This window comes from Mycolicibacterium arseniciresistens (assembly GCF_030519285.1).
In the GTDB taxonomy this organism is placed as follows: domain Bacteria; phylum Actinomycetota; class Actinomycetes; order Mycobacteriales; family Mycobacteriaceae; genus Mycobacterium; species Mycobacterium arseniciresistens.
Map to the genome: position 1 here is coordinate 1 of NZ_JAUMSQ010000263.1, position 12,817 is coordinate 12,817.

Genomic DNA, 12,817 nt, shown 5'->3' on the forward strand with positions numbered 1-12,817 from the left:
CGCCGAGCACGGTGCGCCCACCGCAGCCCGGCCCGGGCGGCTGGTCCGGGGCCGACGGCCGGCGCCGGTCGCATGAGTCGAGTACAGCCGCTCGCGCCGCCGTGGAGCGAGGCGGACGCCGCCGAGATCCACAGCTGGGGCCACCCGGACCGCACCTACGAACCACTGCTGCTGGTGCGTTGCCTGCAGCGCCACCCGAAGCTGGCACACCGGCTGCGCAAGATGGGCGAGTCGCTGTACGTCGACGCCCGGCTGCCTGCCCGGGTGCGCACCATCGCGATCCTGCGCATCTGCGCACTCGTCGGATGCGCCTACGAGTGGGGCGGCCAGGCTGCGTTCTGGGGGCCGCTGGCCGGGGTGAGCGACGAGGAGTGCGACGCGTTGGTCACCGGCGCACCCGCGAATTGGACTGCGGCCGAACGTATCCTGATCGACGCGATCGACGAGCTGGAACGCACCGGGTCGTGGTCGTCGGACACCTGGGACGCACTGGGCGGTGAACTCGACGACGGACAACGGATGGAGCTGCTCATCGCCGTCGGCTGGTACCGCACGGTGTGCACGCTGTGCAACGGCCTTGCGCTGCCGGTGGAGGGCTGGATGCGACCCTGGCCGCTGTCAGCGGCGTGAATTCTTCAGTCCGGGATGCTGTTTGGCGACCAGGGGCAGCAGCACGCGGTGCGGCAGCATCTGGAACAGCCGGGTGCTGATCTGGCTCGGCAGGCCGGGGATCACGCTGCCGCCGCCGCCTTCGAGCACCTCGATGCCCTTCTTCGCGACGGCCCGTGACGGCATCCACATGAACTTCGGGAATGCGTTGGCGAATTCGCGCTCGTCGACGCCCGCGGCTTGGAGGAACCCGGTGCGCACCGGCCCAGGATGCAGGGCCGCGACGGTGACGCCCGTGCCCGCAAGCTCGCCGCGCAGGCCGTCGGTGTAGGTCTTCACGAAAGCCTTCGTGCCCGCGTAGCCGGCCTGGCCCGGGAACGGCTGGAACCCCGCCGTCGAGCCGACGTTGAGGATCGCGCCCCGGCCACGCGGCACCATCTGCTGCACCGCGCGGGTGGTGAGGTCGATGACGGCCTCGACGTTGACGCGAACCTGGGCGATCTCGTCGGCGACGCTCGACTCGGCGACGGGGCCGATGGTGCCGATCCCCGCGTTGTTGACCAGTACATCCACCGTCAGGCCGCGTCGCTCGATCTCGTCGAACAGTGCCGCACGCGCGTCGGGATCGGCGACGTCACAGGCGATCACCTCGACCCGCACGCGGTCGCCGAGTTCGGCGGCCAGCTCGCGCAGGCGGTCTTCGCGGCGTGCGACCAGCGTGACGCCGTGTCCGCGCGCGGCGAGTTCGCGGGCCAGGTCGGCCCCGATCCCCGACGATGCTCCGGTGACGACGGCGGTGGTGGTCGGTGACGGCTGCGGCAGTGGCATGGGGTTCAACCTAACTCTCAGCGGGTGATGACGATCTTGCCGGTGACCCGGCCCGATTCGACGTCGCGGTGGGCTTCCTTCAATCCGGTCGACGAGAAGTCGTCGATGGTCTTGGTGACGGTGGTGCGCAGGACGCCCCGGTCGACGAGGTCGGCGGTGGCGGCGAGCAGGCGCTGCTGCTCGATCATGTCCGGCGTCTCGTACATCGCGCGCGTGAACATCAGCTCCCAGTGCCACGCGATGCTCTTCTTCTTCAGCGCGAGGAGATCCAGGCCCGGCGGCTCGTCGATCGCGGTGATGTGCCCGAACGGCTTCACGATGTCGGCGTAGGTGTCGATGTTGCCTGCCGAGTGCGGCGAGAACAGGAAGTCGACGCCGTCAGGGGCGACGGCGAGCGTCTCCTCACGCAGATTGTGGTGATTGACGACCACATCGGCGCCCATGCTCGTCGCCCACTCCCGAGATTCGTCACGGCTGGCGGTGCCGATCACCCGCACACCCGTCAGCGCCTTGGCGAGCTGGATCATGATCGAGCCGACGCCACCTGCCGCGCCGAGCACCAGGAGGTCGCCCGTCGACTCCGTCGTCAGGCCGAAGCGGTCGAACAGTGACTCCCATGCGGTGATGGTGGTCAGCGGCAGGGCGGCCGCATCGCCGAAGGACAGGCTGGCCGGCTTGCGGGAGACGATCCGTTCGTCGACGGCCTGGAACTCTGCGTTGGTCCCCGGTCTGGTGAGGTCGCCGGCGTACCAGACCTCGTCCCCGACCGCGAGCGTCTCAACCTGCGGCCCAACGGATTCGACGACGCCTGCCGCGTCGTAGCCGAGGATGGTGGGCGTGGCCGACTCTGGGACGACGGCGCGCTGTTTGACGTCGGCCGGGTTGACGGACACCGCGAGTACGCGGACCAGGACGTCGCGGGGGCGAAGTTCCGGGATGTCGACGGTGACGTCCTGCAGGGTCCTCGGGTCGTCGACGGGGCCGCCGGCGAATGAGCCGATCGCACGCATCGTGGTCATGACAGTCGACAACGTCAACGGTGTCCGAGACCATCCCCGCTGTTTCGATTGCTTGTCAGAGCGTCTCGGTAGTATCGAACACATGTTCGAAGTATTACCGCCGGAGATGGACGAGCTACCCGAGTCAGCCGACGCCGAGGTCTGCGACGCGATCACCGGCTGGGCGCGCATCGAAGCCGCCGCCTGCGCACGCAAACACGCCGCCATGGCCGAACTGTTCACCCGCCGCACCGGCTGCGACACCGCCCAGGACCGCAACACCTGGTGGGTCGACCCCGACGCAGCCGTCGGCGCCGAGATCGGCGCCGCCCAGAACATCAGCAGCGGCCTGGCCCTGTTCCAAACCCACCGCGCCGTCGCCCTGCGCGACCGCCTCCCCCAGGTCGCCGCCCTGTTCGCCGACGGCCAGATCACCGAACTGCTGGTCCGCACCCTGGTCTCGCGCACCAACCTGATCACCGACCCCGACGTGATGGCCAAAGTCGACACCGAACTGGCCGCCCAAGCCCACCGCTTCGGACCACAATCAGCCAAGAAAACCGAAGCCGCCATCGACGCCGTCGTCGAACTGCACGACACCGGCGCCGTGCGCCGCGTCCGCACCGCCATGCGTCGCCGCGACGTCATCACCAGCACCGACGGCGAAGAGCCCGGTATGGCCTCGGTCTGCGCCCGGCTCTACGCCGGCGACGCCGCCGGCCTGGCCCACCGCCTCGACGAGATGGCCCGCGCCGTCTGCGACGACGACCCCCGCACCCTGAGCGAACGACGCGCCGACGCCCTCGGCGCCCTCGGCGCCGGCGCCACAATCCTGGCCTGCGCCTGCGGCGAGACCGACTGCCCCGCCACCAGCGACACCCCCACCCCCACCCGCAACACCATCGTCTACGTCATCACCAACGCCGACGAGAGTGACGGCGAGGCCGAGGCTGACGATGACGAGGCGGCAGACGAAGGCGAGCGCGAGGGGGGCGGTGACGGGGCAACAGACGAAGCCGCGGGCGAATCCCGCGGCGCCACCTATGCCGAGTGCCGACCACCTCGCGGGAAAACCCCCGACCCCGGAACGCCACCCGACGACACCGCCGCGAAAGCAGCCCCGACCCGCAAGGCGGAGTGCCGGCGGCCGATGGCGTTCGTGCTGGGCGCCGGGATACTGCCCACCGCGCTGCTGGCCGAGACCACCGGCACAGCCCGCCGCCGCACCGTGCGCCATCCCGGCGACGCCGCACCCGAACCCCGCTACACCCCCTCACGTGCGCTCGCGGACTACATCCGCTGCCGCGACCTGACCTGCCGCTTCCCCGACTGCGACAAACCCGCCGACCGCGCCGACATCGACCACACCATCCCCTACCCCGCCGGACCCACCCACGCCTCGAACCTCAAGTGCCTGTGCAGGTTTCATCACCTGCTGAAAACGTTCTGGTGCGGGCCATCGGGGTGGACCGACGTGCAATACCCCGACGGCACCATCGTGTGGACCGCACCCACCGGCCACACCTACACCACCCGCCCCGGCAGCGCCCTGATCTTCCCCACCCTGTGCCGACCCACCGGCAACCTACCCCCACCCCCGGACACATTGCCGAACAACAGATTCCGCGGCGTCAAGATGCCCACCCGCCGACGCACCCGCGCCCAGAACCGCGCCCAACGCATCGCCGCCGAACGCAAACTCAACGACGACCACGTCGCCGAACGCAACACACCCCCACCCTTCTGAGGCACTGGGTCAGCACCGGTCGCCGTATTGTCGGGGCATGAGTGTCAAGGTGGACATCGCCGAACTGTCAGGTGCGCTGGCCGACTACTCCTACGCCTACCTGGTCACCATCGGCGACGACTACCGAGCACACACCGTCGCGGTCGAACCGTCACTGGCCGACGGCGTCCTCTCCATCACCGGGGTCGGTCGTCGCACCGGCGACAACGCAACGCGGCACACCGCCGTCACCCTGGCATACCCGCCGCGGGATGGCGGCGGCTACACCTTGATCGTCGACGGGCAGGCCGACGTTTCCGGCGACACTCTGACCATCACACCCAACGGCGCAGTGCTGCACCGCAGAAAGTCAGCCGGCACTGCGGCGACGGCCACCGGATGCGGTGACGACTGCGTGCCGTTGTCCGGCGAGTGAGGCGAGCCGGCCGGGTCAGCCGGTGGCGCCCTCCGACGACTTCTCGTCCGACTTCTCGGCGCGCTTCTCCGACTTCTCCGCGCGCTTCTCTGCACGCTCCTCGGCCCGGTCGGCACGCTCTTCGGCCCGGCCTGCCTTCGGCTCGCCCGCTTCGTCGCCTGACGTATCGTCCTTCTCGGCCGAACGACCCCCATGCACAGCGCGTTTGATGCTCTCCCGCACACCGGTCCTGACGTCCTTGATGCCCTGACGGAGCGACGCCCGCGGCTTCGGCGCCTCCGAGGGCGCATTCGCCTCGGCATCGGCGTCCGCATCGACGGTCTCCGACGTCTCCACCGACGTCTCGATCGACGGCCGCTTCCAGTCGAACCGCATCTCGAAGCCGCTCAACGGGTTCGGATTCTCCTCGCCGCCACCCGGCAGCTCGGCGCCCTCCGGCAGCTCGGCGCCCTCCGGCAGCTCGGCGCCCAGCAGCTCCTCGGTGACCTCCGGTGTGTCAGCGGCTTCGGGCGCCAAGCCCCATTGCACGTCCCGCTCCGGTGGCTCCTGACCCCACGGGGTGAGCAGACCGGGTGCCGGGGTCGGCGTGCCGCCGACCTCACCGGTCAACAGCGGACTCAGATCGCCGTACCCGCCGAACAACAGCCCGTCGATGACATGGCCGGGTGCGGCGGCGATCCCCTCGAAGAACCCCGCCACGTCACCCGTCGTCGTCGGGTAGTAGATCCCCTCGTGCGCGATGCCGGCGGCCCCGATCGCACTCAGCAGCGGACCGACCAGACGCACCGTGGTGTACTCCACCAGTCCCGGCAGCTGCCCGATGGCCTCGGCGTGGTCGGGGAACGCATCGGCGAGCACCTCGGCGACCGCATCGTTGAGCGGTCCGATCACCAACGGCGCCACGGGCGCCAGGAACGAGTCGGCCACCAGGGCGTAGTTCCAGTGCAACAGCTCCGCATCAGGCCACTGCGCATTCACCTGCGCCCAGATGGCCGGGAAGTCGTTGGCCAGTCCATCGACACTCTGCTCGAGCGCCGCCACCGCGCCGGCCACCAGGGTCTCGGCGTAACCGGTCAGCGCCACCGACTGCGGCCCGGCGACGACGACGCGCGGCGCCACCGCAACGGCCTCCTCGCCCGGCAGCGAAACGACCGCCGACCAGGTGATGGCGCCCGCACCGGCAACGGCAAGGCCGGCAGTGAATGACCGTCGAAACACTCTGCAGCCCAATCTTTCTGCGGCAAGCGCGCGGGAACTCCGATGTCGGGACAGACAGTAGCCGAGTTCGCCCCAGGAATGGGACCTTCCCTTGTGCAGCGCCTGTCAGTCCGCGGCGCCGACGATGCTGCGCTTGACTTCCAGCCTCTTCAACTTGCCCGAGGACGTGCGGGGCAGCGTGCCCGGCCGGACGAAGGTCACGTCCGAGGGCACCACACCGCATTCCGACGCGACCTGCTGGATGACCTGGGTTCGCGCGTCGTCCTCGTTGGGTCCGCGGAACTCCGCGACGATCGCGAGTCCGGGCCGGATCGACCGTTCCCCGACGCCGACCGCCACCACGGCGCCCTCGCGCACGCCGTTGACCTGTGCGGCAACTCCTTCGACCTCGGCCGGGAAGATGTTGCGGCCCGCGACGGTGATCAGTTCCTTGGCCCGTCCGCACACCACGAGTCCGCCGTCGACGAAGTAGCCGAGATCGCCTGTGCGGAACCAGTCGCCGGGACCGTGGGCCGTCTCGCCGACGTATCCCGACATCATCGACGTGCCTCGGATCAGGACCTCTCCCACCTCACGGTCCGAGCCGTCGGCGCTCACGTCGTCGCGCGGTTCGATCCGCACCTCCATGCCCTCGATCGCCTCGCCCAGCACGGTGTGCCTGCGCGGAGTGGCGCCGGTGTCCGTCTGCACCACCGTCTCGTCGACCATCAGACCGCGTCCCGGGACGGGCACCGTGACCGCACACGTCGCCTCCGCCAGACCGTAGGACGGCGCCAGGGCGCCGGCGTCGAAACCGAACCGGGCCATCTCGGTCGCGAAGCGCTGGGTGAGTTCGAAGTCCACCGGCTCACCGCCGTTGAGCGCGAATCGCAGCCGGCTCAAATCGATTCCGGTGACGCGCCGGGAGTACTTGCCGATCATGCCGTACGCCATGTTCGGCGCGGCCGTGATACTCGCGCCGCCCTCGCTGAGCCAGTTCAGCCACCGGAACGGCGACGCCTGGAACGCCGCGGTGGGCGCCTGCCACAGCTCGGTGCCCGCCAGCGCGCCGGACATCAGGAAGCTCAGCCCCATGTCGTGGTACAGCGGCAGCCACGAACATCCGACGTCGGCGGCGGCGTCTACGCCGATGCGGGCATTCAGCCCCTGCAGGTTCGCCAACACGGCGTCGGGCGACAGTCGCACCGTGCGCGGAGATCCGGTGGATCCCGCAGTGCCCTGCAGGATTGCGACGTCGACGGATGCCGCGGGAGCGGTGAACGTGCTGGAACGCCGGGGGTGTGCGACGGCGGCGACATCATTCAGCATCTGCGGCTCGACGATCGACCCGAGTCGCTCCAGGTGGCTGCCGTTGCTCAGGATGCGCTGCACACCAATGTTCTTGAGACGGTCGACCGTCGAGAGCGCCCACTGTCCGGAGTCGGCGCCGCGCACGGGTCCCGGCAGGATCGACACCGCGGCGCCGGCGACGAAGGCGCCGACGATCGAGGCGATGAACTCGACGGTGGGCTCGCCGACCAGGCCGACCGCGCCCACGCCGTCGTCCAGCAGCCGCTCCGCTACGTTCTCCGCCCTGACGAAGACCTCGGGCCAGGGGTGCCGAACCCAGTCGCCATCGTCGAGGACCACCAGATCGTTCGGGCTGTGCCTCAGAGTGTCGGCCAGCGCCGCCCCGAGCGAACTCGTCATCGGTTCCTCAACCCCGCAGTCGCACAGTGGTGCACAGAGGTGGTCGGAGAACCGGGCAGGGCCGGACGCATGTTTGCGTGCGTCCACGACAGCAACAACACGGGACGACGCTACGCAATTCATCGACGAATTGGTAGGCCTACGTTGGCTCGTGGTGCGCGAACGGCGCTCCGCACGCGGCTGCTCCACTCCCGCACGACGACTCGCGATCTTGATCTCCCGCGCCAGGCGTCCTACCGCGCGAAGGAATTCGCATGCGGGCGAGCCGCGAAAGGTTCGATCGGCCAGGCTCGGCGAACGATCCCGCCTGCGCCGCCGGGCGCCCTTCGAGCGCGCACGAAAAAGCCCGGCCTGCAAGCAGGCCGGGCCTTCCCGTGTTGTTCTGGTTGAGCAGGACTCAGAAGTCCATGCCGCCCATGCCACCGGTCGGGTCGCCCGCGGGTGCGGCCGACTTCTCCGGCTTGTCGGCGACGACGGCCTCGGTGGTGAGGAACAGCGCCGCAATGGACGCCGCGTTCTGCAGCGCCGAGCGGGTGACCTTCACCGGGTCCGCGACGCCGGCCTTGAGCAGGTCCTCGTACTCACCGGTGGCGGCGTTGAGGCCGGTCCCGGCAGGCGAGTTGGTGACCTTCTCGGCGACGACGCCGGGCTCGAGCCCGCCGTTGAACGCGATCTGCTTCAGCGGGGCCGACAGCGCGACGCGAACGATGTTCGCGCCGGTCGCCTCGTCACCGGTGAGCGACAGCTCATCGAGCGACGGAGCCGACTGCAGCAGAGCCACGCCACCACCGGCGACGATGCCCTCTTCGACGGCGGCCTTCGCGTTGCGGACGGCGTCCTCGATGCGGTGCTTGCGCTCCTTGAGCTCCACCTCGGTGGCAGCTCCGGCCTTGATCACCGCAACACCGCCGGCCAGCTTGGCCAGGCGCTCCTGCAGCTTCTCGCGGTCGTAGTCGGAGTCGCTGTTCTCGATCTCGGCGCGGATCTGGGCCACCCGGCCCTGGATCGCGTCGGCATCGCCGGCACCCTCGATGACCGTGGTCTCGTCCTTGGTGACGACGACCTTGCGGGCCTGGCCCAGCAGCGTGATGTCGGCGGTCTCGAGCGACAGACCGACCTCTTCGCTGACGACCTGGCCGCCGGTGAGGATCGCGATGTCCTGCAGCATCGCCTTGCGGCGATCACCGAAGCCCGGCGCCTTCACGGCGACGGACTTGAAGGTGCCACGGATCTTGTTGACCACCAGGGTCGACAGGGCTTCACCCTCGACGTCCTCGGCGATGATCAGCAGCGGCTTGCCGGCCTGGATGACCTTCTCCAGCAGCGGAAGCAGATCCTTGACGGTCGACACCTTGGAGCTGACCAGCAGGATGTAGGGATCCTCCAGGACGGCTTCCTGGCGCTCGGCGTCGGTCACGAAGTAGCCCGAGATGTAGCCCTTGTCGAAGCGCATACCCTCGGTGAGCTCGAGCTGCAGGCCGAAGGTGTTGGACTCCTCGACGGTGATGACACCCTCGTTGCCGACCTTGTCCATGGCCTCGGCGATCAGGTCGCCGATGGACTGGTCGCCGGCGGAGATGCCCGCGGTGGCAGCGATCTGCTCCTTGGTCTCGACCTCCTTGGCCGACTTCAGCAGCGTCTCGGTGACCTTCTCGACGGCCTTCTCGATGCCACGCTTCAAGCCGAGCGGGTTGGCGCCGGCCGCAACGTTGCGCAGACCCTCGCGCACAAGCGCCTGGGCCAGCACGGTGGCGGTGGTGGTGCCGTCGCCTGCGACGTCGTCGGTCTTCTTGGCGACCTCTTTGACCAGCTCAGCGCCGATCTTCTCGTACGGGTCCTCCAGCTCGATCTCCTTGGCGATGGACACACCATCGTTGGTGATCGTGGGGGCGCCCCACTTCTTCTCCAGGACGACGTTGCGGCCCTTGGGGCCCAGCGTCACCTTTACCGCGTCGGCGAGGGCATTGAGGCCCCGCTCGAGGCCGCGACGGGCCTCTTCGTCATACGCAATTGTCTTGGCCATTGCGAAGTGATTCCTCCGAACAAGGGATTTGCACGTCTTTGTGGCCGGGCCCAGTGCCCGCGACGGACGACTCGGGTGTGCTCCGCATACGCGGACCCGTGTCTCACCGTCCCGACCTAGCACTCACTGGTCGCGAGTGCCAACTGCATTTCTAGCACTCGACCAGGGCGAGTGCAAGGTAGTTCAGCCCGCGCGGAGGCCGTCGACGATGACCGCCACCACCCGGTCGGCGATACCGGCGCCGTGGTCCTGGGTGGACTTGCACACCATCAGGAGGGCCTTCACTTCGGCCGGACCGATGTCAGCCCGAACGGTGCCCGCGCGCTGACCGGCCGCCAGCAGATCGGTGAGCACCTTGACGAACGCGGCTTCGGCGCCGGGTGCGGCCTGGTCGATGTCGACGCCGTAGTTCGCCAGCGCGTCGGCCATCCCGTGGTCCACTGCGGCCGTCCGCACCATCTCACGCAGGAACTCGAAGAGCGCCGACCCCGGATCGTCGGCGAGCAGGGTCTCGGCGGCGGCCACGATGCTGCGCACCCGATCCTCGATGACCGCCTGGAACAGCGCCTCCTTCGTCGGGAAGTGCCGGTAGACGGTGCCCGGGCCGACGCCGGCGCGGCGGGCGATCTCGTCGATCGGCACCGCGACGCCCTCGGCCGCGAACGTCTCGTAGGCGACGGCGAGAACCCGCGCACGGTTGCGGGCGGCATCCGCTCGCAACGGCCGTGACGTCTCTGTCACCACAATCGGTCCTTCCGGTTGACAAAACGGAGCGCGCGTTCCGTATAGTCGGAGGAAACGGAGCGCACGTTCCGAATTCATTCTAACGAGGAGGACCCATGTCCCGCTGGAGCACCGCCGACATCCCCGACCAGACCGGGCGCACCGCCGTCATCACCGGCGCCAACACCGGCCTCGGCTACGAGACCGCCGCCGCCCTCGCCGCCCGCGGGGCACGCGTCGTGCTCGCCGTGCGCAACCTCGACAAGGGCAAGGCCGCCGCCGACCTGATCGCCGCCCGAAACCGCGGAGCCGACGTGTCGGTGCAGGAACTCGACCTCACCTCACTGGAGTCGGTGCGCGACGCGGCCGAGGCGCTGCGGGCCGGTCTCGACCGGATCGACCTCCTCGTCAACAACGCGGGCGTGATGATGACGCCGAAGGCCACCACCGGCGACGGGTTCGAGCTGCAGTTCGGCACGAATCACCTCGGCCACTTCGCCTTCACCGGGCTGCTCCTCGACCGGCTGCTCGAATCGCCGGGATCGCGGGTGGTGACGGTGAGCAGCATCGGCCACCGCTTCGGCCGCATCCACTTCGACGACCTGGGGTCCGAGCGCGGTTACTCCAGGATCGGCGCCTACGGGCAGTCGAAGCTGGCCAATCTGCTCTTCACCTACGAACTGCAGCGCCGCCTCACCGGCACCGCCACCACCGCCCTTGCCGCCCATCCCGGAGGGTCGAGCTCCGAACTGGCGCGGTATTCGCCGCGCGTGGTGCAGCTCCTCTTCCGCCCACTGGAACAAAGCACCGCGATGGGCGCCCTGCCGACGTTGCGCGCGGCGACCGACCCCGGCGCACTCGGTGGCCAGTACTTCGGTCCCGGAGGGTTCGCCGAGCTGCGCGGCTTCCCGAAGGTGGTGTCCACGAGCGACCGGTCGCACGACGTCGCGGCACAGCAGCGGCTCTGGTCGGTGTCGCAGGAGAAGACCGGCGTGATCTTCCCGGTCTGATCCCGAATCGGGCGGGATACGCTCGACCACGTGTCGCTGGTCGTTCCGCCCTATCCCCCGCCCCGATACACCGAAGACGAGCCCGAGGTGAGTGCGTGGCTGAAACGGGGTGACGAGCCGCCGGACTACGACTCCTTCGGCCTCGTCCAGTACCACTACCTCGCCAATCAGCAGGCGACCGGCGGCGACTACGGGCTGTACCGCGTCGAGATCGCGCCGAAGGGCGGCGGACCGGGACCGCACTACCACCGGGCCATGTCCGAGGCGTTCTTCGTCCTGTCCGGCAGCATCAAGCTCTACGACGGCACCGACTGGCTGGACGGGACGCGCAACGACTTCCTCTACGTACCGCCCGGCGGCATCCACGGCTTCCGCAACGAGGCCGACGAACCAGCGTCGATCCTCATGCTGTTCGCCCCGGGTGCTCCGCGCGAGCACTACTTCGAGGGGCTGGCCCAACTGGGAGAGCTGACCGACGAGGAACGGCGCGAGTGGTTCATCGCCAACGACAACTTCTTCGTCGAGCAGTAGCGGCCGCTGTCGCGGTCGCCCTGACTCTCGTGCTCGCAGGCTGCGTCACGTCCGACGAGAGTTCGGCGGCGCAGCGGATCGCAGACGCGATCCGCCCGTTGCCCGGGGTGGCCGCGGTCGACAACGACTACCGGAAGACCTTCACCCACGGCGAGAACTTCGACCTCACCGTCGAGCTCGCCCCGGACGCCACCGTGGGTCAGGCCCAGCGCGTCGCCCGGACCTTCGTCGCCGAATCCGACGGTGTGGGGTTCGACGTCCACTACGTCCAGCTGAGCATGGCCGCCGTCAGGGGTGACCTGACGCTCCGCCCGCTCGGCGGCGAAGGCGAGGACACCGATTCGCCGGTGGCGCTGTTCTTCGACGTGATGGCGGCCGCGGCTGTCGAGGAGGTGTCGATGCAGCCCGGGTCAAACATCCCGGGGCTCGGCTACGGCGTGGACATCTACCTGCGCCAACCGGTCGACACCAAGGCGGCGGTCGAGCTGCAGCGGAAGCATCCTGGACTTGCCGGCGCCGACTGGACGCTGCGCAACCCACCGGCCGAATCGCATCGAAGCCCGAACACCTACGTCTCGACGGGTGTGGTCCCCGATGCCGTCACCCAGCAGGTGTGGACCGAGGTGGTCCGGCTCGTCGACACCCACTCGGTACACGGGGAAGACGGGCCCGGCCGCGCGACACCCGAACGGGTGACGTCATTCGAGGTCACGATCATCCCCGCCGACGACGACACCCTGCTGCGGTTCGGCGAGCCGATCGCCGCGGCCCTGACCCGGCTGGACCGGCCGGTGGAACTCACGATGGACGGGGCCGGCGACTACATCCGGATCACCGTCGGCGGGTGCCGCCGCCACGATCCGGGCCACCGCCCTTCGCGGGGCGAGGCGAAGTTGGCCCAGATCCACGAACGGTGCTGATGACGGCGGGCATGGTCGTTTGCTCCGCGGAATGGCCCGGCGCGCCGGAGGCGGAGTGATCGCCGCGACCGGCCGCTCCGGGGCGCGGACCGCCCAGCGCCGCGCC

Annotated in this window: 12 protein-coding genes; 6 read left to right on the top strand and 6 right to left on the bottom strand. The window is 69.3% G+C overall.

Going from position 1 to position 12,817, the window contains the following annotated elements; genetic code table 11:
- The first annotated feature begins 72 nt into the window (after positions 1–72).
- Positions 73–630 (top strand): carboxymuconolactone decarboxylase family protein, encoded by a 558-nt coding sequence (locus Q2100_RS24685; RefSeq protein ID WP_302916172.1) that lies wholly within the window; start codon positions 73–75, stop codon positions 628–630.
- Here Q2100_RS24685 and Q2100_RS24690 read toward each other — a convergent pair.
- Positions 619–1,437, bottom strand: a complete 819-nt coding sequence (locus Q2100_RS24690) for an SDR family NAD(P)-dependent oxidoreductase (protein ID WP_302916173.1) — start codon at positions 1,435–1,437, stop codon at positions 619–621. The two genes, Q2100_RS24685 and Q2100_RS24690, sit on opposite strands and share 12 nt — an antisense overlap.
- 17 nt (positions 1,438–1,454) lie before the next feature.
- Positions 1,455–2,456, bottom strand: coding sequence for a zinc-binding alcohol dehydrogenase family protein (locus Q2100_RS24695; RefSeq protein WP_302916174.1), 1,002 nt, complete (start codon positions 2,454–2,456; stop codon positions 1,455–1,457).
- An 82-nt stretch (positions 2,457–2,538) separates the two neighbouring features.
- Here Q2100_RS24695 and Q2100_RS24700 point away from each other — a divergent pair, with 82 nt between their 5' ends.
- Both Q2100_RS24700 and Q2100_RS24705 read left to right on the top strand, forming a co-directional pair.
- Positions 2,539–4,182, top strand: a complete 1,644-nt coding sequence (locus tag Q2100_RS24700; protein WP_302916175.1) for an HNH endonuclease signature motif containing protein — start codon at positions 2,539–2,541, stop codon at positions 4,180–4,182.
- 37 nt (positions 4,183–4,219) lie between these two features.
- Positions 4,220–4,597 (top strand): pyridoxamine 5'-phosphate oxidase family protein, encoded by a 378-nt coding sequence (locus Q2100_RS24705; RefSeq protein ID WP_302916176.1) that lies wholly within the window; start codon positions 4,220–4,222, stop codon positions 4,595–4,597.
- Between the two features lie 15 nt (positions 4,598–4,612).
- Here the strand turns inward: Q2100_RS24705 and Q2100_RS24710 are convergent, their stop codons facing one another.
- The 4 genes from Q2100_RS24710 to Q2100_RS24725 all read right to left on the bottom strand — a co-directional run bounded on the left by Q2100_RS24710 (position 4,613) and on the right by Q2100_RS24725 (position 10,268).
- On the bottom strand, positions 4,613–5,815 hold the full coding sequence (locus tag Q2100_RS24710) for a hypothetical protein (RefSeq protein WP_302916177.1): 1,203 nt from the start codon (positions 5,813–5,815) through the stop codon (positions 4,613–4,615).
- A 105-nt stretch (positions 5,816–5,920) separates the two neighbouring features.
- Positions 5,921–7,504, bottom strand: coding sequence for a long-chain-fatty acid--ACP ligase MbtM (gene mbtM / locus Q2100_RS24715; RefSeq protein ID WP_302916178.1), 1,584 nt, complete (start codon positions 7,502–7,504; stop codon positions 5,921–5,923).
- Positions 7,505–7,901: 397 nt separating this feature from the next.
- On the bottom strand, positions 7,902–9,527 hold the full coding sequence (gene groL / locus Q2100_RS24720) for a chaperonin GroEL (protein ID WP_264015204.1): 1,626 nt from the start codon (positions 9,525–9,527) through the stop codon (positions 7,902–7,904).
- A 183-nt stretch (positions 9,528–9,710) separates the two neighbouring features.
- The gene (locus Q2100_RS24725) at positions 9,711–10,268 is read right to left on the bottom strand and encodes a TetR/AcrR family transcriptional regulator (protein WP_302916179.1); all 558 of its coding nucleotides are present in this window, start codon (positions 10,266–10,268) and stop codon (positions 9,711–9,713) included.
- A gap of 98 nt (positions 10,269–10,366) precedes the next feature.
- Between Q2100_RS24725 and Q2100_RS24730 the strand changes: the two genes are divergently transcribed.
- From Q2100_RS24730 to Q2100_RS24740, 3 genes are read left to right on the top strand one after another with little or no spacing between them, the layout of a single operon-like run.
- A complete protein-coding gene (locus tag Q2100_RS24730; RefSeq protein ID WP_302916180.1) occupies positions 10,367–11,260 on the top strand; it encodes an SDR family NAD(P)-dependent oxidoreductase in 894 nt (297 codons plus the stop codon).
- 30 nt (positions 11,261–11,290) lie between these two features.
- On the top strand, positions 11,291–11,791 hold the full coding sequence (locus tag Q2100_RS24735; protein ID WP_269896677.1) for a cupin domain-containing protein: 501 nt from the start codon (positions 11,291–11,293) through the stop codon (positions 11,789–11,791).
- A gap of 29 nt (positions 11,792–11,820) precedes the next feature.
- Positions 11,821–12,711, top strand: coding sequence for a hypothetical protein (locus Q2100_RS24740; protein WP_302916181.1), 891 nt, complete (start codon positions 11,821–11,823; stop codon positions 12,709–12,711).
- The last annotated feature ends 106 nt before the right edge of the window (positions 12,712–12,817 follow it).

Excerpts from the sequence above, each read along its gene's own strand:
- Q2100_RS24685 (WP_302916172.1), top strand. The coding sequence starts at position 73 with ATGAGTCGAGTACAGCCGCTCGCGCCGCCGTGGAGCGAGGCGGACGCC.
- Q2100_RS24690 (WP_302916173.1), bottom strand. The coding sequence starts at position 1,437 with ATGCCACTGCCGCAGCCGTCACCGACCACCACCGCCGTCGTCACCGGA.
- Q2100_RS24695 (WP_302916174.1), bottom strand. The coding sequence starts at position 2,456 with ATGACCACGATGCGTGCGATCGGCTCATTCGCCGGCGGCCCCGTCGAC.
- Q2100_RS24700 (WP_302916175.1), top strand. The coding sequence starts at position 2,539 with ATGTTCGAAGTATTACCGCCGGAGATGGACGAGCTACCCGAGTCAGCC.
- Q2100_RS24705 (WP_302916176.1), top strand. The coding sequence starts at position 4,220 with ATGAGTGTCAAGGTGGACATCGCCGAACTGTCAGGTGCGCTGGCCGAC.
- mbtM (WP_302916178.1), bottom strand. The coding sequence starts at position 7,504 with ATGACGAGTTCGCTCGGGGCGGCGCTGGCCGACACTCTGAGGCACAGC.
- groL (WP_264015204.1), bottom strand. The coding sequence starts at position 9,527 with ATGGCCAAGACAATTGCGTATGACGAAGAGGCCCGTCGCGGCCTCGAG.
- Q2100_RS24730 (WP_302916180.1), top strand. The coding sequence starts at position 10,367 with ATGTCCCGCTGGAGCACCGCCGACATCCCCGACCAGACCGGGCGCACC.